The organism is Brucella thiophenivorans (genome assembly GCF_002252445.1).
In the GTDB taxonomy this organism is placed as follows: Bacteria; Pseudomonadota; Alphaproteobacteria; order Rhizobiales; family Rhizobiaceae; genus Brucella; species Brucella thiophenivorans.
Genome location: NZ_NNRJ01000006.1, coordinates 16,573 through 40,663 on the forward strand (window position 1 = coordinate 16,573; position 24,091 = coordinate 40,663).

The window sequence follows — 24,091 nt, forward strand, 5'->3', positions numbered from 1 at the left end:
CCCTGCACAAATTATTGTTGCAGGGCAAAATCAGGGCCATACTGACGATGACGGTCGTGACGCGTCACATCCATATTACAGCCCTCCTTATCCATATTTGTCTCTTAGTCGGATTATTCCGATGGATATTTCTTAGCAAAAACGTTGCCGCCCTTCAAGAGCGGCAACTTAAACCGGCAATTAGCCCGCGCGTTCAATGCGGATCATCTGCGGTTTACTGACAAGATGATCGTCCTTGAGAATAGCTTCAAGAGACTTTTTCACAGCAGACTCAGTGGTTTCATGCGTGACAAGAATAACCGTCTTAATACCGTCGCTCACGTCGCTATCCATCAAAGGTCGCTGAACGATTGATTCAAGCGAAATGTCATTTTCTGCCATACGCTTAGCAATAGCTGCAAACGCGCCAATGCGATCATAAACCGTCAGGCGAATGAAGTAGCCACCGGCATGCTTGCGCATTTTTGCGCGCTTATATGGCTGCAAGGCTTTCGCAGGTGTGCCAAATACGGGACCATGCTGGAAACCAGGACGGCTTTTCGCAATATCCGCAATATCGCCAATCACAGCCGAAGCGGTTGCATTGCCGCCAGCACCAGGGCCAGAAAGCAGCAGTTCACCCAGAAGATCGGTTTCGATAGCAACCGCATTGGTCACGCCATGCACCTGCGCGATGACCGAAGACGTTGGCACCATCGTTGGATGCACGCGCTGTTCAATGCCGGTATCAGTCTTCTGGGCAACGCCCAACAGCTTGATGCGATAACCAAGTTCATCAGCGGCGCGAATATCGGCAAGCGAAATATTGCTGATACCTTCGAGATAAATATCGTCGGCAGCAATCTGCGTGCCGAAGGCAAGGCTGGTCAACAGCGCAAGCTTATGCGCTGTGTCATTTCCTTCGATGTCAAATGTCGGATCAGCTTCAGCATATCCAAGCCGCTGCGCATCCGCGAGGCAATCCTCAAACGAAATGCCCTCTTCCCACATACGCGTGAGAATATAGTTACAGGTGCCGTTCATAATGCCGTAAACGCGCGAAACGGTATTGCCAGTCAGTGATTCACGCATCGCCTTGATAACCGGAATTCCACCTGCAACGGCTGCTTCTAAGTTAAGAAGCACACCCTTTTCTTCGGCGATTTTCGCAAGTTGCACGCCATGCTTTGCGAGAAGCGCCTTATTAGCGGTCACGACATGACGGCTGGCACGCAATGCGGCTTCAACGGATGCTTTTGCAGAGCCTTCATCGCCGCCGATCAACTCAACAAAAACGTCGATATTGGCGCTTTTTGCAAGTTCCACAGGGTCGTCAAACCATTCAATACCGGAGAGATCGACACCACGATCACGGCTGCGATCACGAGCGCTGACAGCAGTAACAGTTACTCGCTTGCCGCACTGACGAGTGAGCATTTCGGACTTGTCACGTAGAATACGCAACACCGAAGCACCAACGGTGCCCAGTCCGGCAACGCCGATCCGCAATGCATCACTCATTATCTCGACCTTCTGAATTGTTGGATTTCAATTGGGTGGGAAACAAGGGCCGGCACGAAGGCGGCCCCTGCGTTGCTCTTAAGATGCCGATTAACGGCGACCTTCGAGCGGAATGACATTTTGCAGGTTCTCATCCTTGGTGGACAAGAAACGCTTAATGTTACGCGCAGCCTGACGAATGCGATGCTCGTTCTCGACCAGTGCGATACGAACATATTCATCGCCATGCTCACCAAAACCAACGCCCGGCGCAACAGCCACATCGGCCATTTCTACCAGCAGCTTGGAGAATTCAAGCGAACCCAGTGAACGGAACTTCTCAGGAATCGGAACCCATGCAAACATAGTTGCCGCCGGTGCCGGAACGTCCCAACCAGCTCGGCCAAAGCTGTCGACCAATACATCGCGGCGCTGTTTATAGACATTGCGAACATAGCTTATGTCCGTGCCGTCACCATTCAACGCTGCGGTTGCAGCAACCTGAATAGGCGTAAACGCACCATAATCGAGATAAGATTTTACACGCGTCAATGCTGCAATCAGGCGTTCATTACCAACCGCAAAGCCCATTCGCCAGCCCGGCATCGAGAATGTCTTCGACATTGAGGTGAACTCGACAGCAACATCCATAGCGCCTGGCACTTCAAGAACTGATGGCGGTGGGTTGTTATCGTCGAAGTAAATTTCCGAATAAGCCAGATCGGACAAAATGATTAGATCATTCTTACGCGCGAAATCGACCACATCCTTGTAGAAATCAAGGGTCGCGACATAGGCTGTCGGGTTCGACGGAAAATTAAGAATCAGCGCGAGCGGCTTCGGAATCGAGTGCTTCACCGCACGATCCAGCGCACGGATGAATTCTTCGTCCGGCTTCGCAGGGATCGAACGGATCACACCGCCCGACATGATGAAGCCGAATGAGTGAATCGGATAGGTTGGATCTGGGCAAAGCACGACATCACCGGGTGCGGTGATCGCCTGCGCCATATTGGCAAAGCCTTCCTTGGAACCCAAGGTCGCTACAACCTGTGTGTCTGGATTGAGCTTCACACCGAAACGGCGCGCATAATATTGTGCCTGCGCACGGCGAAGACCGGGAATACCTTTTGAGGACGAATAACGATGTGAACGCGGATCCTGAACAGCTTCGCAAAGCTTGTCGACGATGTTCTTTGGCGTCGGCAGATCAGGATTACCCATTCCAAGATCAATAATGTCGGCGCCGGCCGCTCGCGCAGATGCCTTCAGGCGGTTAACCTGTTCAAAGACATAAGGTGGCAAACGACGGACTTTATGAAATTCTTCCGACATGATCCTGTTCCAGAATGGAGTTGAATGAAATGGTGCCGATGCACCGGGTTAGGAGCTATACACCTGTTATCGAATCGGGTCGAGACTTGTTACAGTTCTGCGACGAAGCTTTTTCTACAGCATCGACCCAAAAATCGGAATCGATTTTTGGGAAGTCCGATGCGTAGATTCGATAGTTGAGAGCGTCCTTTGTTACCCTAAAAGGACACTCGGTGCTCTATTGAAAACGCTTGTTACTCCCCGGATTCGATCTGCTTGAGGGTGGCATCTGTTTCTTCCTGTGCCTGTTTGCGTAGTGCGGCAGCCTGAGCGGGTGTCAGCGCGGCATTGGAAGAACGCGAAGCGGCAAGGCGAGTCCGGTCAGAATCAAGCCCAGACATGATCTGCGCCTTTTCTTCAGGTGTGATCTGCGCGGTTGCAGCCTTCGGCATGCGGCCGAAGGTCGGATAAGTATCGGTGCGGTTCGCACCTTCCTGAGGCGTACCCTGAAATTCAGGCCCACCGGCACAGCCCGCAAGAAACGCCACGGCCGTTGCTGCCAGCATGAAAATGGCAATCTGCCGCGTGATCTTGGTCATATGTCCGGTTCCGATCCTGATGCTCTGCATAGCGCATAACAATTAAAGTGTGGGAAATGGATAGCATCAACTCAATGCGTCATGTCAACAAGCGAGTTGCATTCGGCTCATTTCCTCACAAACGAAAGCACCGAAAGTCGCAAGTATAACTAAAAATTACAAAAAGTAACATTGCGTCATTTATGGTTATTGCAAGCTTGTCCGCCCTCTCATCGAACACAAATTGTTTTCTATAGTTGCGTTTGGCAGTTAAAAACCTTAAAAATTGGTTACAATTTATCGCTAGGTAAATTGCCAACTCACGCTTTGATATGATCGAATTTGTTATGTATTCGAGACAAAGCGCTGAAAATGTTGAGTTATCTACGTCGGCACAACTGGCCGGCATTTATGAGTAACGCTGCTTTGAATGCTTGAGCGCGACTCATACGGGGAAGCCGATCTCCCCACACCAGACGTATTCGGGAGCAGTCCCGGTGCGTCAGACTGGTCAAGCCCAGATATATGGGACATCGAGCTGGAGCAGATATTGAAATTCGCAGAACCATTGCACTCAGAGACAAGAAGATTGCTCGCAGGCAGCGTTGCACTGCTCGCGCTCATTCTCACGTCTTGCACATCCACTGGTAATGGCACGTCCCCCTTACAAATGACGAACAGTGCCGACGGTTCCATGATTGCTGAAACACTTCAAAGTGCTGCTGACCAAACCGTCGCTGCCGAAGCATCAGCGAAGCCTGCTGAAACCGCAACCGTTGCGGAGGCAAAGCCTGTCAGTAGTCCGGTGCAAAAGCCTGAATCAGTAACTGTAGAAACAGCCGTCCCTGCATCGCCAGCGCAAGACGAGCCTGTCCAGGTTGCAGCCCTTGCTCCCCAGACAAAGTCCAATTCGCTGTTTGGCATCTTCGGCAAAAAACAAGCCGAAACTCCTGCCGAGGCAACGCCTGCGCCCGAACAGGCTGAGCCTGCAAAACAGGAACCGCCAACAGAGCCAGAAGCAAAGCCGCAGACAGAAGAAACGCCCAAAGAGGCGGAAGCTGTAAAATCCGCAGAGCCGGAAAAACCAGTTCAGGTAGCGTCGCTATTTGGTTCAGCCAAAAATGCCAATGCCTATGTTGCACCTCAACGCCCCACCACCGCCAGTGAAGGCAGTATTGCCCGCCTTTTCAATGAGGATGGGGCCAAAGGAGCAGGCAGCACACAGAACAAGAAACTTGCCGTCGTGCGTCCACGCGCAAAATCGACGCAGGAATATAATTATTCACTCCCGGGCGTGCGCCCCAATGGTGGCTTTGAAATCAAGCAACGCAAAAGCCTTTATGATGACAGCGATATTGATGCCAATGAATACGATGATTACGCATCTATTCAGCTTGCATCGGCTCCTGGTCTGGCGCGTCTAGCGCCAAACGGGCTGAAAGTTCAGCGTGAAACGGTGGATGTTGCCTGCCTCAAGCCACAGCTTGTAACAATGCTCAAATCAATGGAACGCCATTTCCGTCGCCCGGTTATGGTTACCTCCGGCTATCGCAGCCCATCTTATAATCGCAAAGTAAACGGCGCACGCAAATCACTGCATATGATTTGTGCTGCAGCCGATATTCAGATCGATGGCGTTTCAAAGCACGAAATTGCTCGATTTGCCCGCAATATGTCGAGCCGTGGTGGCGTTGGTACTTACTGCCATACTAAATCCGTGCATGTGGATATTGGTCCAGAACGCGACTGGAATTGGAGCTGCAAAAAATAATAAGTATGTTTAAAGCCGGGCATCATTTCCCGGCTTTTTTATTGCTATTCAAATAGATACACACTCAATCCACAGATCGACCATACCCCGAACCGGCCCTCCCCCAGTTTTTTTTAGAAAAGTTATATAAAGAGCTTGCGAGTCAGGATCTTCCTGCATATAAGCCCACTCACACCAGCAACAGGCGCCCATCGTCTAGCGGTTAGGACAGCGCCCTTTCACGGCGCAGACAGGGGTTCGATTCCCCTTGGGCGTACCACTTGCTGGTTTTTCATTCAAAAATACAATTATCCCATTCACGACGATAAACATTGTCGCTCGCCATATTATGGCGTCCTTAGCTTCGATTGCTTCTGCTATCCTCTTGTTTTCGCTGACAACCTTACGCCTGACACCCAAATCAAATTTTATTGGATATTTTCTAAAAAAGGGCTTGCGCGTTAGAAAATTCCTCCCTATAAGCCGATCCACACCAGCAGGCGCCCATCGTCTAGCGGTTAGGACAGCGCCCTTTCACGGCGCAGACAGGGGTTCGATTCCCCTTGGGCGTACCACTTGCTGGTTTTTTTCCTCTCCCAAAAAATTGATATAAATATGAGTAGCTGTGCACTTAGCACGATGGTACGCATCGTCCGTTCAAACAGTTTACCGGACAGACATATCATGGCCAAAACAACAGCAATCGTACCAACCACCCATGCCAGCCGTTATTTGCAGCAGCTCTGCAAACATTGGGCGCATAAATTCGCCGTTGAATTCACGCCCGAAGATGGACGAATCGATCTCGGCGAGAATCGTGTCGTGCTGCTTGATGCAAACCAAGAAAATCTCACCACAACTGTTGAAGCTCCGGAAGAAGCCATCGCGCAGATGGAAGATGTTGTTGCCAGCCACATTGTGCGCTTTGCGTTCCGGGAGGAACTGGTCTTCAATTGGGTTCGAGAATAACTTGCAACCATCAGTTCATAAACCTAAATCCCAGCATGCATTTCCAAACTCCCCTTGTGACTGGTCGCCTTGAGCGGCGTTATAAAAGATTTCTGGCGGATGTGACGCTTGATGACGGGCGTTTCATCACGGCTTCAGTTCCCAATACCGGCTCGATGCTTGGCCTGACCGCTCCCTGCTCCCGCATATGGCTGAGTGTTTCCGGCGCGCCGCACCGCAAGTATCCACATACTTTGCAGATCGTTGAAGCCGACAACACGCTTGTTGGCGTCAATACAAGCCTGCCAAACAAAATCGCGGAAGAAGCTATTTTATCGGGTATGATTCCCAGTTTGAGTCATTACGGGCTATTGAAGCGTGAGCAAAAATACGGTCGTAATTCCCGTATCGACATTCTTCTGGATGAAGGCAACGCCTCCCGCGCCTATGTGGAAGTGAAGAATGTACACTTCATTCGCACCCCGTCCCTTGCTGAGTTTCCAGATACCGTGACAGCGCGCGGTGCAAAACATCTTGAGGAACTGGTTGATGTCGTATCCGCTGGCTTTCGGGGCGTGATGGTGTTTATTATCCAGCGAAACGATTGTAACAGATTCAGCATTTCAGGCGATCTCGACCCAACTTATGCACGCGCATTTGATCGCGCACGCGCAGCAGGGGTTGAGGCTTGGGCCATTCGATGCCAAGTAACAGAAAATGGCATTTATGCAGAAACTCTGGTGCCGATAGAATATTAGAAAGACGGACCGAGATGGTGACTTATATCGAAGCGACGAGCGCACCGATGAAATATACCGGGCAAATCAGGCTGTATGGGCCGGAAGCTTTTGAGGGCATGCGCAAGGTTTGCAACCTGACGGCCCGTTGTCTCGACGCGCTCAACGACATAGTCAAACCCGGCGTAACGACAAACGAGATTGACCGCTTTGTATTTGAGTTCGGCATGGATCACGGTGCCTTTCCGGCGACATTAAACTATCGCGGCTATACGAAATCCACCTGCACCTCAATCAATCATGTTGTCTGCCACGGTATCCCGGATGACAAGCCGTTGCGAGAAGGTGACGTCGTTAATGTCGACGTCACCTATCTGCTTGACGGCTGGCACGGCGATTCAAGCCGTATGTACGCAGTGGGTGAAATCAAACGCGCAGCTGAACGTCTTTTGGAAGTGACCTATGAGAGTCTCTTGCGTGGCATTGCTGCGGTTAAACCCGGAGTAAAAACCGGCGCGATTGGCGCAGCGATCCAGACCTATGCGGAAGGTGAACGCTGCTCAGTTGTTCGTGATTTCTGTGGTCATGGCGTCGGACAACTTTTTCATGACACGCCCAACATCCTTCATTACGGTACTGCGAATGAAGGCGTAGATATCAGGGAAGGCATGATTTTCACGATCGAGCCGATGATTAATCTGGGTAAATATGGCGTCAAGGTTCTGGCTGATGGCTGGACTGCGGTCACGCGTGATCGCTCGCTGAGCGCCCAATATGAACACACTATCGGCGTTACCAAAGATGGCTGTGAAATTTTTACAGTGTCGCCAAACAATGTTTTCGGCCCGCCATCTATGCGATAAAAGTTTATATATTTGTCTGTCTGTTTCTACGGGGGTTCAAACAGAATGGCACCAAAAGATAAGAGACCGGGAAGTTTTGATCTTCCCGGATTTAATGAAGGCATTCATTTAGCTGCTCAACTTGAAAAGCCGCATCATATGGGGCATCGCCAAAGGCTGCGGCAGCGTTTTAAAGCTGCCCCCGACGCGCTTGCTGATTACGAACTGCTTGAACTGCTGCTTTTCCGGGTCATCCCGCGCGCAGACACCAAACCCTTGGCAAAATCTTTGCTAACCCGCTTCGGTTCTCTGGCGGAGGTTTTAGGCGCACCTGAAAAACTTCTTGCGGAGACACCCGGAATTGGCCCCTCGATAGCGCTCGAAATCAAAATCGTTGAAGCTATGGCCAAACGCTCAGCTCGCAGCACGGTGATGGAGCGCGAGGTGCTCGGCTCGTGGAGCCAGGTTGTACAATATTGCACAACCGCAATGGCCTATGAAACGCGCGAACAATTCCGTGTGCTGTTTCTGGACAAGAAAAACCGCCTCATCGCCGATGAAGTCCAGCAGCAAGGAACGGTCGATCACACGCCTGTTTATCCACGCGAGGTTGTGCGGCGTGCACTTGAGCTATCAGCAACAGCCATCATCGTTGTCCACAACCATCCATCGGGCGATCCAACGCCGTCACGTGCCGACATTGAAATGACCAAGCTTCTGATCGATGCCGCCAAACCAATCGGTATTTCGCTGCATGACCATATCATCATCGGCAAGCACGGGCATATCAGCATGCGCGGACTGAAACTGATCTGATCCTGATCTCTAGTGTGGCTTCGAACCCGAAATTCGCTCCGAGAGCTGCTTCAAAGTGTTACGAATTTCGGGTTCGAAGCCATACTCGCTGGTTACCTTTCATTAAGCATGTCAACCAAAACGCCTGTTTACCCCTACAAATTCGTTCGGATTTTCTTAAATTTAGACACAATCAAAGACGACGACAGAGACAGTCCGGGACCTGTAAGCCCGTCCCATCGAATAGAATTCAAGCATATTTCCCGACGGCGTTTTTGACGGGAAAACTGGAGTAAAAATGTTTAAGCGTTCTTATACTGCAGCCGCTCTCGGTGTCGCACTTGTTGCCTTTGCTGGTCCATCATTCGCAGCCGATGTCATGGGCAACAACGACTATAACTACAACGAACCTGTTACATCTGGCTCACACGACTGGTCCGGCAATTATATCGGTGCGCAGATAGGCGCGTCGTCCTCGCGCGTTCCGGGTCCATTCACCAACCGCACAGGTCTGCTCGGTGGCGCTGTGATCGGCAAAAACATGCAGAGCGACAATCTTGTTTTCGGTGCAGAACTGGAAGGCAATTTCGCGCAAGCCGAACACCGTATCGGCAATGGTGGCAGCCTCCAGCAGTCATGGAATGGCAATGCAAAAGGCAAAGTCGGCTATGCAATGGACAAGACGCTGATTTACGGCACCGCCGGTTATGGCGTAACCAAATTCAAGGCTAAAGACGCCACCACATCGGCACCCGGCTGGCAGGGCGGCGCATTGATCGGCGCAGGCGTCGAGCAGGCAATTTCCGGACCGATTTCGGTCAAGGCCGAATATGATTTCCAGCGCTTCAACGATGTGAAATCAAAGGTCAACGGTAATACACAATATAACAACCTGAAGAACCACTCGATCAAAGCGGGTGTAAACTACCGTTTCTAAATTCTAGCGCATGTCTCCCAAAAGTGGGAACCGGTTTTGGGCTAAAGACATGCGTAAAAACAGATGGGTAGAGCGAGCGCGGTGGATACGATTAAGCGCAACACGCTCTATTTGACGTGTTTTTACATAAAGGGCTGCACACACTGTGCAGCCCTTTATTTTGCATCGTTTCAAGACTGAAAAAGTCAGTCACCATGTCGAACAGGGCAAACCAAACGCCAATTTTTGCGGCGATAACTCGTTGGGCTTCTAGAGTTTTTCCAGCAAAAGTGCGTGAGCTTTTTGCGCAGGATGATGCGACAAAACAAATACTTGGAGCGGTTGTTATGATCCAATCATTACAGGATCAATCATCTGGTCCGCGACGCGCGTTATCACCGTCATACCCGCGCCTCCAATAGGCAACAATCAATTGCTTATCTTTCGGTATATTACGCTCTTTGCGCATATAGGCTCGGATCGAGCGGAATGCTTTAAACTCGCTCGCTACCCAGACATAGATTTTCTCTTCACCTTCAGGAAAAGCGACCGCGCGAACCGCATCCTCCAAAAGCGAAGTCGTACCCGCAGCAGAGCCGTTGCGATGCAGCCATTGCAGATCCATATCCGCACGCGAGACAATGCTCTGCTCTTCGGCTTTGTTATCAACTTCCAGACGCACAACCGCTTTTGCGCCTTCGGGAAGCTGTTCCAAAATACGCGCGATTGCGGGCAATGCCGTTTCATCACCCGCCAAGAGATACCAATTGGCATCTCCGGCTTCACCGCCACCAGGACCCGTCATACCGACAATATCACCGGGCTTGGCGCTCATTGCCCAACCAGACCCCGGCGCATCGCAATCATCGACATGCACGACCATATCAATATCAACCCAGCCAGCATCGGCATCCATTTTACGGATTGTATAAACCCGCGCGACGATCTTGGCGTCACCCTCCGGCCAGACAGGGCGACCATCTTCACCCATGATGGGCCAATGTGGCACAGCCAATCCCTTTTGCGGGAAAAGCAGCCGAATATGAAGGCCATGCTTGGAAAAACGATGAAGATCTTCGCCTTGAAGGCGCACCCGGCGCATATGCGGCGTCACATCGGAAACTGACAAAACCTTCATTTCGCGAAAATACGGCAGCAACCCACCGGCTGCACCATCGCCTTCCCAAACAATCCTCGGAGGCGCATCGCTTTTGTCGAGAAACTCCAAAATATGTGAAGCAATCGAAAGCTTCATATAGGCGAGACCGGTGTCGTCATCGCTGCTGACACCGACATTGACGACCTGCTGATCCCATTGAACATCAGCCTGCCCGTAAGTCGTGATCAGCCGCGCGGTGCTTTCGTCACGCTCAACATCAGCATGTTCGACAAAATGATCCAGCAGCTTGTTCACAATGCGGCCCGGATCAGTCAGCGGAATGAGAGTGCGAGCATTCAGATTGAGTTCGGACATGGCTCTGCCTTCCAGTCAGGTAGATAAGTGCGCAAAGCCTTACCTGAATATAAGCTGATACTTCAAGTCATCTTTTAAAATCAGATAGTTTTGATACCACAATAGAGCATCACTTGCAGCGCCTGCCGCCACACGTCAAATGATCCGAGAGGACCAGAATGCGCCACACCAAGACGCACCAGTTCACCGCCATGCTGCTGCTGCCAGCTGAAAAGCCGCATTTCGCTTTGCAAAGTCACAGCATTGGCAACCAGCCGCCCGCCGGGCTTCAACGCATTCCAACAGGCGTCAAGAACGCCTTCATCGGTCACACCGCCGCCAATAAAAATCGCATCCGGGCGCGCACACCCATCAAGCGCAAGAGGTGCCTCCCCTCTAACAAGCTGCAATCCCGGCACACCCAATGCAAGCCGATTACGCTCAATCATGCCCTGTCTTTTATCATCGGCTTCAATGGCGATTGCGCAGCAGGAAGGATGTACGCGCATCCACTCAATACCGATAGAACCGCATCCCGCGCCAACGTCCCATAAAAGCTGACGCGGCAAGGGCTGCAAACGCGCCAACGTCACCGCGCGTATATCGCGCTTGGTTAACTGCCCATCATTTTCAAATGCATTATCCGGCAACCCGGCAACAGGCGAAAACACAAGAGCATCGGGCGAAGCAACACACTCAATCGCTAACACATTGAGATCGGCGCAATCCTGCTGTGCAAAAGCTTCAGCAGTTTCATCCAAACGGCGCTCCAATGGTCCGCCAAGGTGCTCCAGCACGCTCAACCGGCTTTGCCCAAAGCCCTTTGCGGTAAGCATTTTTGCAACCTGATATGGCGTTGTTCCATCCCAGCTTAGAACCAGCAGCCGTTCGCCCGGCAAAATATGGGGGACGAGCAGTTCCAGCGGACGTCCATGAACGCTCAAACAGCGCACATCCTGCAAAGGCCAGCCAAGCCGTGCGCTCGCAAGTGAAAAAGACGAAGGAGAAGGCAAAACCAGCATATCGTCGGCGGAGAACCGCCGCGCCAGCGCTGCGCCTATGCCGTAATACATCGGATCACCACTTGCCAGGACCACAACCTGCTTGCCGCGCAGAACTTCGAGCATGGAAAAAGCTTTATCAAAAGGCGATGGCCACGCAATGCGTTCGGCCTTCACACTTGCATCCAGAAACTCCAGATGGCGTTTACCGCCAAAAATCACCTCCGCATTGGCTATTGCGCTACGCGCTGCTTCGCTAAGCTCCGCAATGCCGTTTTCACCAATACCGATAATTTTAAGCCAGCAAACCATTGATTGCGCTCCTTTGAATTGTTGGTAAGGCGCGGGATTGGCATGTGCAAGCATGAAGGCGTATAAGACCATCATGTTAAGCCAGCAAACTGCCACAACCCTGCCTATTCGAGCCGACAGGCGCAATGCCTGCCCCGGCCTCTCGCGCATGGTTATGGCCAAGGACGGTGCAATCGCACGCGTGAAACTGGCGTTAGGACGGCTCAGGACACCGGAAGCGCACGCATTGGCTGACATCGCGACAGCGTTCGGCAATGGCTCGATCGAGCTTTCGATTCGCTCCAATGTGCAGATACGCGGCATCGACCCCACCAACTGGGACGAAGCAATAGCAGCACTTTATGAAGCTGGATTTGGTGCCGATAATCCATCAGCCGATGACATTCGCAATGTGATGGTGAGCCCGACCGCATCCATCAATACGACCAGCCTCGCAACCTCGCTGCTGGAGATGCTTGAGACCACGCCAAAATATCACACGCTTTCGCCCAAATTTTCGTTCCAGATTGATGGTGGGGAAGACTGCGCCATGATCGAACATTCGGGTGATATATGGCTTTCAGCGATGGATAGCAGCACGCATTATGCCTTTGGTCTGGCATCGTCACCCGGTGCAGATGCAATCGGTATGGTTGAGCAGCCCCAAGCGCTTACGCTGATAAAAGCCTTGCTGGATACGTTTCAGGCTCATGCACAAAATGGCATAGCGCGGATAAAACATCTTTTTGAAATCATGTCTCAGCAACAATTCCTGCAAGAATTGCCCGTCACATTTGCACCCGCACCAGACTGGAAACGAAAGCCGCCAAAACCCTTTTCATGGCTCGGCACCCATGCGCAAAATGATGAGCAGTTTTATATCGGGGCAATACCATTTCTCGGACGTTTGCAATCCGTGCAATTGCACGAACTAGCTAAGATTGCGGATGATGCAAATGGCGGCGAAATTCGTCTCACGCCCTGGCAAAGCATTATTCTGCCAAACATCGAAGATGCAGACCGCGACAACGTCACAGCCGCACTAAAAACGCTTGGCCTAGCTACCTCAAGTGAACAACCACAAGCGCGCCTTCGGGCCTGTTCGGGCTCGCGCGGCTGCGCTTCCGCTCTTGCAGACACATTAGCCGATGCAAAACAGCTCTCAGCAAAACTTATTGCGGGTCAGAATCAGGTTCATATTACGGGATGCTCAAAGTCCTGCGCTGCCCTTTCACCCCTTCCGCATACGCTTTTAGCGCGTTCAGACGCGCATTATGACCTCTTTTCGCAAGACAAAGCTGGACCATCGCGTTTCGGACAGCTATTGGCCTCAAACATCACCATTGATGAGGCCGCAAAGCTTCTGAATGCCCAAAATTTATAAGAGCGGACGCCATGACAGAGTATATCCGCGACGGACAGGCCATCTATGACCGCTCCTTCGCCATCATCCGCGCTGAAGCCGATCTAAGCCACATTCCTGCCGATCTTGAAAAACTTGCAGTGCGCGTCGCCCATGCATCCGGCATGGTCGATATTGTCGACGACATCGTATTTTCAGAAAATGCAGGGAGCGCCGGTCGCAACGCCCTTATTGCTGGCGCACCTATCCTCTGCGATGCGCGCATGGTAGCCGAAGGCATCACGCGTTCGCGCCTTCCCGCCAATAACGAAGTTATCTGCACGCTGAACGATCCATCCATCCCGGACCTCGCTAAAAAAATCGGCAATACGCGCTCTGCAGCAGCGCTCGACCTCTGGCTCCCTCACCTTGAAGGCAGCGTCGTTGCCATCGGAAATGCACCGACCGCCCTCTTCCGCCTGTTTGAACTCCTCGAAAATGGTGCGCCAAAGCCAGCACTTATCATAGGCATGCCGGTTGGTTTCGTGGGGGCTACTGAATCGAAAGACGAACTGGCCCTCAATAAATATGACGTGCCTTTCGTCATTGTGCGCGGTCGCCGTGGCGGCAGCGCAATGACCGCAGCAGCCGTCAATGCACTTGCTTCGGAGCGCGAATAATGTCCCCCAAAGGCAAGCTTTACGGTCTGGGTGTAGGTCCCGGCGATCCTGAACTCATCACGCTTAAAGCGCTTCGACTGCTCAAATCCGCCCCGGTTGTTGCCTATCACGCGGCCAAGGGCAAAAAAGGCAATGCGCTCACCATTGTCGAAAATTATTTGTCACCTCAACAAATAATGGTGCCGCTCATCTACCCAGTAACGACAGAAAAACTGCCCGCACATCTCGATTACGAAGAGATCGTCAGCGATTTCTACAGCGAGATCACTGCGACAATCGCCAGCCACCTTGATGCAGGCCGTGATGTAGCGGTAATCGCTGAAGGCGACCCGTTTTTCTATGGCTCGTTCATGTATATCCACGACCGCCTTGCCGGAAAATACGAAACGGAAGTCGTGCCGGGCGTCTGCTCTGTTCTGGGCGCAGCCGCAGTACTTGGCGCACCACTGGTCTATCGCAACCAGACACTTTCAGTCCTTTCCGGCGTCATGAGCGCGGAAGAGCTCAAATCCCGTCTTAAAGACACCGAAGCCGCAGCCATCATGAAGCTTGGCAAGAATCTCGACAAGGTTCGCGATGTTCTGACCGAGCTTGGCCTGATGGATCGTGCACTTTATATTGAGCGGGCAACTATGCAGAACCAGCGTATCGCGCCATTGGCAGATGTCAGCGGCAGCGATTCTCCTTATTTTTCGCTCATTCTGGTTCCGGGCAACAAATGGAACAGCGCATGACAGCGGCCATTCTCGTCCTTGGCGAAGCAGCAATTATAACCGCGCGTCGTGTGCAATCGGCGCTTGGGAATGCGGAAGTTCTGGGACTGGAAAACCGTGTTACAAGCGCTGACAATAGCTTCGCATACTTTGGCGACATGATACGCGCGCTCTATGAAGAAGGTCGGCCCATCATCGCCTTGTGTGCTTCAGGCATCATCATTCGCGCATTAGCCCCACTTCTGGAAAATAAACGCATAGAACCGCCCGTTCTCGCCGTGGCAGAGGATGGCAGTGCGGTCGTGCCGCTGCTTGGTGGGCTTTCTGGCGTGAACGATCTGGCGCGCACAATCGCTGAAGCGCTTGCAGTTTCCCCCGCTATCACCACGACGGGCGAATTGCGCTTTGGCATCAATCTATTGCATCCGCCTGAAGAATATAAGCTTGCTAATCCAGACGCAGCAAAGACTTTCATGTCTGATCTGCTCTCCGGTAAAACCCTGCGCCTGAACGGAAGCTTCCGCTGGCTTTCAAGCTCAAAACTGCCATTCTCCGACGACGGACAATTGACGATCAGCATCACGCCAGAAACGCGTGAAGCGCAGCCCAATGAGTTGATTTACCATCCACGCGTCATTGCAGTTGCAATCAAGCGCGTCAGTGAAAACCTCGCAAAATCTATCGAGCAAGCTCTTGATAGCGCTGGCTTATCAAAAGATTCGCTGGCTCTCCTTTTAGCGTACGAGAAAGATTGCACTTCGTGTGAGATTAATAAGGCAGCGCAACTGCTCAAAACTCCTTTGCGTTTTGTTTCAGGCACCGATGATCTGACAACTCCATCAGTCGAAAACCCGTTGCGCCTGATCAAATCCGAACCCTTGACGCTCGCAGTTGCACCGACACCCGCCGATGTGCTTTTCATCGGACGCAAGCGCGGCAAGTTGAGCGTCGTTGGCCTTGGCCCCGGTTCACGCGATTTGATGACACCCGCCGTTCAGCGCGATCTGGAACAAGCGGAATATGTGCTGGGCTATGAAACCTATGTGCGCATGGCTGGCCCGTTCCGTGGCGATCAGATCATCCATATGACGGATAATCGCGAGGAAATGCAGCGCGCACGCCATGCATTCGAATTGGCTGCTTCAGGCCGCAATGTGGTTATGGTTTCGTCGGGCGATCCAGGTGTGTTTGCAATGGCAGCAGCGGTCGTCGAAGCACTGCATGAATCAGATAAACCTGCTTGGCACGGCGTTGAACTCATCATTCAGCCGGGCATTTCAGCAGCCATGGCTGCGGCGTCACGCATCGGCGCACCGCTTGGACATGATTTCTGCATCATCTCGCTTTCCGATAATCTGAAAACATGGGATGTGATCGAAAAACGGCTTGAGCTCGCTGCCCAAGCCGATCTTGCCATGGCCTTCTACAATCCCATTTCCAAAGCCCGTCCACATCAATTGGGTCGTGCGCTGCAAATTCTGCGCCAATATCGTGATGCGGAAACGCCGGTCGTGCTTGGTCGCGACATTGGAAGAGCAGCAGAAACCACCCGCGTTGTCACGTTAGGCGAGCTCACACCAGAAGATGTCGATATGCGCACTGTGGTGATTATTGGATCATCGCATACAAGGCGATTTCCACGCGTACAAGGCGGTGAATGGGTTTACACGCCACGCTGGTATGGCGAAAAGCCAGACAAATAGAGAAAGCAAAAAGGCAGGGATTTCCCTGCCTTTTTAATGCATTAAGCGATTTTATTGAATCACTTCTTTTTCGACTTCTTTGGTGCAGGCGCAGCCGATGCTGCCTGAGCAGCAGCAGCCTCTGCTGCAACCTGATCCGCGCTCTTTGGCGACGTATCGATGACCGAGCGAACAGAACCATTGGCGGAAACCTGACAAACTGCCGTACGCAGATCGACCTTCAGATCAACATCCGTGCCGCCGCCTGCACCGGGACGCGAATTAACCGCGCTGATGACGCGCTCTGGCAGGAAGTACTTGTTCGCAGCAGCCGTGATGCAAGGTTGCGCGAGTGACGAATCAACCGTCGATGTCGGTATAAAACGCGGCAGAGAAATCGTCGGGGCCGTCACAGGCGCCTCGGACTTGCCGGGAACCGTTGCGTTCTGCGTCGTTGTTGTACAAGCTGCAGCCAGTGGAGCCAACATCGCGATAACAAGGAAACGGGCTCCGGTGCGGGCGCGTCCGTACATGATCAACCTCATAGGATTTGCTGAATAGCTAAAAATTTAATTTTGATAACTATTCGCTTTTAGCCGATTGTCGAGTGGCAGGAAGGCCACATTGCCTGTTTTTCGTTGAGCATCCCCAACAGCGTGTTCATTGTTTCGTGAATATCCAGTTCAGCATCTCGCGCCAGTCGCTCATGCGAATGGGCGTACCGTGGTTGCCGCTTTCAAAACGACGAAACTGAACGGGATAGCCCGGCGCGCGTTTGGCAATATCGCGATAAAACGCTTCCTGCTTATCAATGGCGAAGATCGGATCACGACTGCCATGGTTGAAAAATACCGGAACACGCTTTTTGAAGGCAGGCGATTTGAAAAAGTTCTCGTCCCACAATGATCCCAAAAGAATAATACCGGCAAGCTGATTCCCGGCTTTTTCGTTAGACGCTATGCGCCAGCAAAGCGCCCCGCCCTGCGATCCGCAGGCAAGGATAAGCGGTGCAGATGGCGATGTTGCTTTTGCAGCTTCAATCAGCCCAGCGATCTGCGCTTCGCCCGTTGCAGCAAAATCCTTAAAATCCGGCGTGAGATAAAGCCCACCGTTCAGAGCTGCCAGATTTTTGACGCGGTTGAAATTGCCGCCGAAGGTGAAATCATTCATGCCTTGCAGACGGTTGCCACCGCGCCCATGCAGGTAGATGACGATAAACGATGCGCCTTCGCGCTTGCCCGCCGCCATAGCCTTGACCGGACCTGCCGCAGTCTGAAACGTGACATCCTTTTGATATGCACGTGCTTTCAGAGAAACATAGGCATCCTTGACGCGCTTTTCCGGCACGGCATCGCGACCGTTAATGTCACGCATTTCGTTGTAATCAATGACTTTGTAATTGCCGTTGTCAGTGCTGCTTAAAACAGACGGATAGGCAAAGTAACTATCCTTGAACGGCGGAAGCGGTCCTTGCGCGAAGGCAGACGTGACAAAGGACAATAACAGCCCCGCACATAATCCAGCCCGTTTACGCATTGTGCCTCCCAAAATCACATTCAAAGCTCAAGCTTATGATAACGGCGATTGAGATAAATCAGCGCCTCTTCATCGCTATTGGAGCGCAGGCCCACCACTTCGCCAAACAGCACATGATGGGTTGAATGATCCTGCACGCTCACCACCCGGCAATCAAATACCGCCAACGCGCCTTTAAGCGTCGGGGCGCCGGTTGCGAGCATGTCCCAATCGGCCAGCTCAAAACGTTCATCCTGTGTCATACCGATCCGGCCTGAAAACGCATCGGCAAGCTGCTGATGGGGTCCGGCCAGTGTGTTAACCGCAAACACTGCATTTTTAATAAAAAGCTGATTGTCTGGATGGGCTTTTTGCAAACAAATCAGAACTGTTGGCGGATTATCAGACACCGAACAGGATGCCGTCAGAGTAAGCCCGCGTCTTCCCGCAGTACCGGCAGTCGTTACAAGTTGCACCGCACCGGCATAATGGCTCATCGCATCGCGATAACTCTTCGGTGCAACCGGCAAAGTATTTGGGGGAATATTCTTATCAATTTGCACGTAACCAAGCATCCGTATTGTCTGTCAGGCTTCCGCAGAACAATCTCTGTTTGCCTGTATACATATACGGGCATTGCACAAAGGCGAGGAAACCGCTACCCACTTTTCGTTGAATTATCCATGAAATATATGAAGAAGATAAATCGCGTGATCAACCCAGAGCAATTCCCGGAAAAAATAAGAGTGGTTTTCCGCCCGGAATTGTGCACGTTCAACTTCACGAAGCTGCTCGTAACCACCTTATCGGCTTTCACGATGCTTTGCCTGCCTTCGCTGGCACAGGATAATACCACAGAAATACGCATCGGAATTGCTGCTCCGTTAAGTGGTGGATTTGCTCCGCTGGGAAATCAGCTTGTCGATGGCGCGCGCGTGGCAGCAACGGCGAAAAACACTCAGCTTATCGTCGCAGACGATCGTTGTGATGCAGCAGGTGGCAAGGCAGCGGCCGAGACCTTCGTTAAAGAAAACGTAGCGATTGCGACAGGCTTTCTGTGTTCCGAGGCACTGGAAGCAGCGCTTCCGGTTTTGAACCAGCAAAATATTCCCATCATCGCCACTGGTGTGAGTGATTCAACACTGACCGAAAAGCGCGCCTCCACGCCATTTTCTATTTTCAGGCTTACAACGGGACTGGATAAGGAAACACGCGCGACAGGCAGCTTTCTGGGAAGTATGTGGCGCGCGCAGCCTTTCGCCGTGATTGATGACGGTACTATTGAAGGCCGCGAACACGCAGCAAAGGTTCTTGCAAGCCTCAAGGAACAGCAGCTTCAACCCGTTTTCACCGACACTTATCGTCCCGGCCTCGAAAACCAGAATGCGCTGGTTTCCCGCCTGCGCCGTGCAGGCGCAACCCATGTCTATGTCGGCGGAGAGCGCGACGATATTGCCGCCATCGGCGCAAGTGCGGCAGCGCTTAAATATCCACTCGTGATCGCTGGCGGCAGCGTATTGAATGCGGCACCCGGCACGCAGCCATTATCCAGTGAAACGCTGATGATTGCGCCGCTAAAGCCACAGGATCTGCCGACAGCTAAACCAGCCGTCGATGCAATCAATCAGGCAGGAAAACTGCCTGAAGCCTACGCGGTCATGGGCTATGCAACAATTGAACTGGCAGCCAATGCGATCAGTCGGGCAGCAAGCCAAAAGCAGCCGCTCATTGATATGCTGCGCGAAAATTCATTTGAAACCGTGCTTGGCACGCTCAAATTCGATGCCAATGGCATGCGTACCGACAATCCAAACCGCCTGCAACGCTACGATGGAACGCGTTTTATAACAGCCGACTGAAAAGCCCCAAAAGGCTGGAGATAATCAGCAAACCTGTCATCACGCTCATCAAAGACCAGAACAATTTCAATGCCGCACCAATATCTTTGGCATCGGCATCGCGCTTGCCATCTCTATTGAGCATCGGCCCATCGACTTTTTCCGCGCCATATTGCCGAGGACCAGCAAGAGCAAGCCCGAGAGCACCCGCAAAAGCAGATTCGGGCCAGCCTGCATTGGGCGAGCGATGCAGCCGCGCATCCCGCCACATCACGGAAAATGCGCGTTTTCCGGTCTCTCTGTTATGGGTTAAGGCTGCGGTCAAAGCCGTCAGCAATCCGGTTAGCCTTGCCGGAATATAATTCACCACATCATCAAGACGCGCTGCAAAACGCCCAAAATGCCGGTAACGTTCATTCAAATGGCCAATCATTGAATCAGCTGTATTGATCAGCTTATAGGCCAGAAGCCCCGGCAAGCCGCCAATCAGAAACCAGAAGGCAGGAGCCACGATGCCATCCGAGGCATTTTCAGAAAGACTTTCGATTGCTGCACGGCTGACGCCACCTTCATCCAGATGTTCTGGATTGCGCCCGACGATCATGGAAACAGCCCGGCGGCCGCCCTCAATCCTCTCGTCGCGCAAGCCATTTGCGACCGCCAACACATGATCCGCGAGGCTTTTCTGTGCAAGGAAAACCGCGACAATCACAATCTCTATCAGCGCACCTGCGGTTCCGAGAAACGGAAGCAGATATTCAAGCGCCAAGCCGATGATCACGCATAATGCAACCAGCCCGATCGTCAGCCACATGCCATTGCGCCGCAATGCCTGCACTGAAAGATTATGATTGTTGAAGCGCTTTTCGCCCATGCTGATCGCTTTTCCAAACAGCACGACAGGATGGGTAAACTTCTGCCAAAGCAGCGGCGGATCACCGACAATGCGATCCAGAATAAGCGCCAGCGACAGGACAATAAACTTAATTTCCATAAACTTCGCCAGCTTTCCTGAATCAATATTTCAAACGGAAAATATCACGCAATGCCTGCTCAAGACGTATAAGTTCCGCCTCATCGAAAGCTAAACCAATGCGCAGCCATTGCGGTGCATAGGCGAACTTTCGCACCAGAATATGTCTTTCACAAAGCGCGTCATAAATCGCATGGGCGTTGGGATGCTCAATCAAAGCAAAGAGATCAGTAGCCGCAAGATCTTTCAAACCGCATCGCTCAAGAACTGCCGCAAGTTCGGCGCGTCTATGGTCAATACGAGCACGAAATCCCAGCAACTCGGCATCGCTCATAAAGGCATGTTCGGCAATCGCCAATGCGGGACCGGAAACAGCCCATGGACCGAGCCGCGCAGTGACCTTCTCAACAATATCAGCACTTGCCAGCAGGAACCCAAGACGCACACCTGCAAGGCCAAAGAACTTGCCGAAAGACTTCAGCACCATCATAGGTGCGTTAGCAGCGTGTGCCGCGACACTCATTTTCATATTCGTGTCAGCAAAGGCTTCATCGACAACCAGAAACCCGCCCCGCGCGCCGAGCATCGTTGCCAGATCAAGCAGATCGGCCGGCCCGACGACCCGCCCCGTCGGGTTATTTGGATTAACAATGGCCACCACACGCGCATGATCAGGAATATCATCAAGCGTTGCACATTCGGCAACATTCCAGCCAGATGCCACAAATGACGCGGCGTGCTCCTGATAGGTCGGGCCTAAAATTGCGACTGTTGAGGCTTTAACAAGCGTTGGGATAAGCTGAATAAGCGCCTGCGTTCCGGGAGCAGCCACAATGGGTGCATCATCCACAACACCATAATAACGACGCGCCGAAACAAGCGCACGCTGCAATAGCCATTCATCGGGCAAGCGATTCCAGAGTGCTGGTGAAAAATCCGGCAATGGAAAATGCTCGGGATTAATGCCGGTTGAAAGATCAAGCCAATCTTCTGGCTTTCCGCCAAAGCGTGAAATAGCACGATCCAGCGCGCCGCCATGTTCAATATGCGTATTCACGCATCATCTCCGATAAAATCGATCACGTGCATGAATGAGCCGGAAACAGAGCCAACACGCAGACCAGCCTCGCCCTGCTCTTCGCCCACGGCATCACGCACTTTGAAAAGCCGCGCCGCATCACCCTCACGCACAATGCTCGCATAATGAAACTCATGCGCCTTGAGCGGCATTTGCCACGGTGAACCCGCAAGCGGCTCAAGCAAGCGATAGCCCAGATGCAACTTTCGTTTGTCAAAGCTTGTCTCAAGCGGCAGAAGCCCGAGCATTGCATGAGTTTTACCGCTGGCATCTTCAAGCGTTTCGCCCAGCACCATATAGCCACCGCATTCGCCATAAATGACAACGCCTTTTGCTGCCGCCGCTTTCATCGCACTCTTGAAATTCTGAGCAACGGCGAGCTGCTCGGCAAACAATTCAGGGTAACCGCCCGGCAGATAGATCGCATCGGCGCTTTCGTCGGGCGCTTCATCCGCCAGTGGCGAAAAGAACGAAATCTCCGCTCCACGTCTGCGCCAGCCTTCAAAAAGATGCGCATAGGCAAAAGCAAACGCATCGTCCCGCGCCATTGCAATGCGGCTTCCCAATGGTTTAAGCCTTGGCACGTTGGCCATAGCCGCATGTCGCTTTGGTCCCGACCAGATATGCTGTAGCGCCGCAAAATCGATGTACTCTTCCATCACATCGGCTGCATGATTGAGGAATCGTTCCAGATCGGCATGCTCACCTGCCTGAACCAGCCCCAGATGGCGTTCGGGCAAGACAAGTGCTGCATCACGCGGGATAGCGCCAAGCACGGCAATGCCAAGTGGCTTTAAAGCTTCGCGCAGCATCATTTCGTGGCGCGGACTACCCACTCGATTGAGCACAAGACCGGCAATCAGCACATCCTTGCGAAACTGGCTAAAACCGGAAACAAGCGCTGCAATCGAATGCGATTGACGGGCACAATCGACCACCAGCACGACAGGAAAATCAAGCATTTTTGCAAGATCAGCCGAAGAGCCTGTGCCATCCATTGCACCATCGAACAGTCCCATCATGCCTTCTGCAACGAGCAGCTTATTGCCTTCACTGATGCGCGACGACAGGGCGCTGATGAGTTCGGGCCGCATGCCCCAAGGATCAAGATTGAAACATTCCGCACCACTTGCGGCCTTATGATACGCTGGATCGATATAATCCGGCCCTGCCTTGACCGGAGCCAGAGCAACGCCCCGACGCCTGAAAGCGCGCAGCAGACCAAGCGTGATTGTTGTTTTGCCTGACGCGGAAGCAGATGCCGCAATCATGAAGCAGTTCATGCGCTTCGTTCCTCATTGCGATGAAGTGGATCGCTTATCAGTTCACGCCCACCCGCAGCGCCCATCCAGTCAAGGCCGTTACGCAGCCGAACCACTTCACCCACGACCACAATTGCAGGCGGATTAAGACCAGATGCTTCCACGTCGGTACTTGCACGCGACAATGTTGTCTCCAAAACCACCTGTTCCGGCAAGCTGGCATTGCAGACAAAAGCCACAGGCTCATGGGGCGAACGCCCGGCAGCCATCAGTCGTGACGTGATGAGGTCGATATGCTTCATCGCCATATACATCACGATAACCGGAGATGTTTTGGCAATACCGTCCCAATTGATACCATCAGGCATCGATCCGGTTGCGTCATGTCCCGTCAGGAAGGTGACAGACTGGTTTATATCGCGATGCGTGACCGCAATACCTGCATAGGCGAGCCCGCCAATGCCTGCGGTAATCCCCGGTACAATTCGAAACGGCACGCCATATTCAACAAGGGTCAGCGCTTCTTCGGCACCGCGCCCGAACACGAATGGATCGCCCCCCTTGAGCCGCAAAACCTTTTTTCCCTGCTTTGCCAGTTCCACCAGCCGCAAGGAAATGTCACGCTGTTTTGGCGATGGTTTTCCACCGCGCTTGCCGGCATATTCAATGCTCGCATCATCACGCTTGAGCGTGAGGCAGACCTCATCCACCAGCGCGTCATAGACGATCACATCGGCCTGCTGTAGCGCATTAACAGCATGAAGCGTTAGCAAACCGGGATCACCCGGACCCGCTCCCACAAGCCAGACATGCCCCGCCTGCATCGAAGGCAAACTCACTTTGCTCTTCGCTACAACACATGCTGGGGTATGTTCAGGTTTGTTCATTCTCATCAACCATAACT

Annotated in this window: 23 protein-coding genes and 2 tRNA genes; 13 read left to right on the plus strand and 12 right to left on the minus strand. The window is 52.5% G+C overall.

The annotated features are described in order from the left end of the window. Positions 1–180: 180 nt before the first annotated feature. The 3 genes from CEV31_RS00830 to CEV31_RS00840 form a co-directional block, all read right to left on the minus strand. Positions 181–1,500 carry a homoserine dehydrogenase gene (locus tag CEV31_RS00830; RefSeq protein WP_094505018.1) on the minus strand — a complete coding sequence of 440 codons (1,320 nt, stop codon included), beginning with the start codon at positions 1,498–1,500 and terminating at the stop codon, positions 181–183. Between the two features lie 90 nt (positions 1,501–1,590). Beyond that, a complete protein-coding gene (locus CEV31_RS00835; protein ID WP_094505019.1) occupies positions 1,591–2,814 on the minus strand; it encodes an LL-diaminopimelate aminotransferase in 1,224 nt (407 codons plus the stop codon). A 233-nt stretch (positions 2,815–3,047) separates the two neighbouring features. Next, positions 3,048–3,392, minus strand: coding sequence for a hypothetical protein (locus CEV31_RS00840; RefSeq protein ID WP_094505060.1), 345 nt, complete (start codon positions 3,390–3,392; stop codon positions 3,048–3,050). Positions 3,393–3,921: 529 nt separating this feature from the next. On the opposite strand from CEV31_RS00840, the gene CEV31_RS00845 reads away from it, so the two are divergent. The 8 genes from CEV31_RS00845 (at position 3,922) to CEV31_RS00880 (ending at position 9,380) form a co-directional block, all read left to right on the plus strand. Continuing rightward, positions 3,922–5,142 (plus strand): YcbK family protein, encoded by a 1,221-nt coding sequence (locus CEV31_RS00845; RefSeq protein ID WP_235818010.1) that lies wholly within the window; start codon positions 3,922–3,924, stop codon positions 5,140–5,142. 184 nt (positions 5,143–5,326) lie between these two features. Continuing rightward, positions 5,327–5,401, plus strand: a tRNA-Glu gene (locus CEV31_RS00850). A gap of 220 nt (positions 5,402–5,621) precedes the next feature. Beyond that, positions 5,622–5,696: transfer RNA gene (locus tag CEV31_RS00855), tRNA-Glu, on the plus strand. A gap of 109 nt (positions 5,697–5,805) precedes the next feature. Beyond that, positions 5,806–6,090, plus strand: coding sequence for a DUF2218 domain-containing protein (locus tag CEV31_RS00860; RefSeq protein ID WP_094505021.1), 285 nt, complete (start codon positions 5,806–5,808; stop codon positions 6,088–6,090). A 35-nt stretch (positions 6,091–6,125) separates the two neighbouring features. Beyond that, positions 6,126–6,827, plus strand: coding sequence for a DNA/RNA nuclease SfsA (gene sfsA / locus CEV31_RS00865; RefSeq protein ID WP_094505022.1), 702 nt, complete (start codon positions 6,126–6,128; stop codon positions 6,825–6,827). A 14-nt stretch (positions 6,828–6,841) separates the two neighbouring features. Further along, positions 6,842–7,669: a type I methionyl aminopeptidase gene (map, locus tag CEV31_RS00870; RefSeq protein WP_094505023.1), complete on the plus strand. Its 828-nt coding sequence runs from the start codon at positions 6,842–6,844 to the stop codon at positions 7,667–7,669. Between the two features lie 45 nt (positions 7,670–7,714). Further along, a complete protein-coding gene (gene radC / locus CEV31_RS00875; RefSeq protein ID WP_094505024.1) occupies positions 7,715–8,464 on the plus strand; it encodes a RadC family protein in 750 nt (249 codons plus the stop codon). Positions 8,465–8,741: 277 nt separating this feature from the next. Beyond that, positions 8,742–9,380, plus strand: coding sequence for an outer membrane protein (locus CEV31_RS00880; RefSeq protein WP_094505025.1), 639 nt, complete (start codon positions 8,742–8,744; stop codon positions 9,378–9,380). A gap of 346 nt (positions 9,381–9,726) precedes the next feature. Here the strand turns inward: CEV31_RS00880 and CEV31_RS00885 are convergent, their stop codons facing one another. Continuing rightward, on the minus strand, positions 9,727–10,833 hold the full coding sequence (locus CEV31_RS00885) for a siderophore-interacting protein (protein ID WP_094505026.1): 1,107 nt from the start codon (positions 10,831–10,833) through the stop codon (positions 9,727–9,729). A gap of 80 nt (positions 10,834–10,913) precedes the next feature. Next, complete coding sequence (gene cbiE, locus CEV31_RS00890) at positions 10,914–12,125, minus strand: precorrin-6y C5,15-methyltransferase (decarboxylating) subunit CbiE (RefSeq protein WP_094505061.1); 1,212 nt, start codon at positions 12,123–12,125, stop codon at positions 10,914–10,916. Between the two features lie 73 nt (positions 12,126–12,198). Between cbiE and cobG the strand changes: the two genes are divergently transcribed. From cobG to cobJ, 4 genes are read left to right on the plus strand one after another with little or no spacing between them, the layout of a single operon-like run. Continuing rightward, positions 12,199–13,488, plus strand: coding sequence for a precorrin-3B synthase (gene cobG, locus CEV31_RS00895; RefSeq protein ID WP_094505062.1), 1,290 nt, complete (start codon positions 12,199–12,201; stop codon positions 13,486–13,488). 11 nt (positions 13,489–13,499) lie between these two features. Further along, on the plus strand, positions 13,500–14,126 hold the full coding sequence (locus CEV31_RS00900) for a precorrin-8X methylmutase (protein WP_094505027.1): 627 nt from the start codon (positions 13,500–13,502) through the stop codon (positions 14,124–14,126). Beyond that, the gene (locus CEV31_RS00905; RefSeq protein ID WP_094505028.1) at positions 14,126–14,860 is read left to right on the plus strand and encodes a precorrin-2 C(20)-methyltransferase; all 735 of its coding nucleotides are present in this window, start codon (positions 14,126–14,128) and stop codon (positions 14,858–14,860) included. The genes CEV31_RS00900 and CEV31_RS00905 overlap by 1 nt, the downstream gene beginning before the upstream one ends. After that, positions 14,857–16,542: a precorrin-3B C(17)-methyltransferase gene (gene cobJ, locus CEV31_RS00910; protein WP_210190861.1), complete on the plus strand. Its 1,686-nt coding sequence runs from the start codon at positions 14,857–14,859 to the stop codon at positions 16,540–16,542. Before CEV31_RS00905 ends, cobJ begins: the two co-directional genes overlap by 4 nt. A 59-nt stretch (positions 16,543–16,601) precedes the next feature. On the opposite strand, the gene CEV31_RS00915 is transcribed toward cobJ, so the two are convergent. The 3 genes from CEV31_RS00915 to CEV31_RS00925 form a co-directional block, all read right to left on the minus strand. Next, on the minus strand, positions 16,602–17,054 hold the full coding sequence (locus CEV31_RS00915) for a hypothetical protein (RefSeq protein ID WP_094505030.1): 453 nt from the start codon (positions 17,052–17,054) through the stop codon (positions 16,602–16,604). Between the two features lie 127 nt (positions 17,055–17,181). Further along, positions 17,182–18,057: an alpha/beta hydrolase gene (locus tag CEV31_RS00920; protein ID WP_235818007.1), complete on the minus strand. Its 876-nt coding sequence runs from the start codon at positions 18,055–18,057 to the stop codon at positions 17,182–17,184. Positions 18,058–18,077: 20 nt separating this feature from the next. Then, positions 18,078–18,611 (minus strand): flavin reductase, encoded by a 534-nt coding sequence (locus tag CEV31_RS00925; protein WP_094505031.1) that lies wholly within the window; start codon positions 18,609–18,611, stop codon positions 18,078–18,080. A gap of 243 nt (positions 18,612–18,854) precedes the next feature. Here CEV31_RS00925 and CEV31_RS00930 point away from each other — a divergent pair, with 243 nt between their 5' ends. After that, complete coding sequence (locus CEV31_RS00930; RefSeq protein WP_235818012.1) at positions 18,855–19,895, plus strand: branched-chain amino acid ABC transporter substrate-binding protein; 1,041 nt, start codon at positions 18,855–18,857, stop codon at positions 19,893–19,895. Here the strand turns inward: CEV31_RS00930 and cbiB are convergent. Genes cbiB through cobA form a run of 4 tightly spaced genes read right to left on the minus strand, consistent with a single transcriptional unit; the run spans position 19,879 to position 24,074 of the window. Further along, complete coding sequence (cbiB, locus tag CEV31_RS00935; protein WP_094505033.1) at positions 19,879–20,868, minus strand: adenosylcobinamide-phosphate synthase CbiB; 990 nt, start codon at positions 20,866–20,868, stop codon at positions 19,879–19,881. The two genes, CEV31_RS00930 and cbiB, sit on opposite strands and share 17 nt — an antisense overlap. 22 nt (positions 20,869–20,890) lie before the next feature. Continuing rightward, complete coding sequence (gene cobD / locus CEV31_RS00940; RefSeq protein ID WP_094505034.1) at positions 20,891–21,904, minus strand: threonine-phosphate decarboxylase CobD; 1,014 nt, start codon at positions 21,902–21,904, stop codon at positions 20,891–20,893. Then, positions 21,901–23,208, minus strand: a complete 1,308-nt coding sequence (locus CEV31_RS00945; RefSeq protein ID WP_094505035.1) for a cobyrinate a,c-diamide synthase — start codon at positions 23,206–23,208, stop codon at positions 21,901–21,903. The genes cobD and CEV31_RS00945 overlap by 4 nt, the downstream gene beginning before the upstream one ends. After that, positions 23,205–24,074, minus strand: coding sequence for a uroporphyrinogen-III C-methyltransferase (cobA, locus tag CEV31_RS00950; RefSeq protein WP_094505036.1), 870 nt, complete (start codon positions 24,072–24,074; stop codon positions 23,205–23,207). The genes CEV31_RS00945 and cobA overlap by 4 nt, the downstream gene beginning before the upstream one ends. Positions 24,075–24,091: the final 17 nt, after the last annotated feature.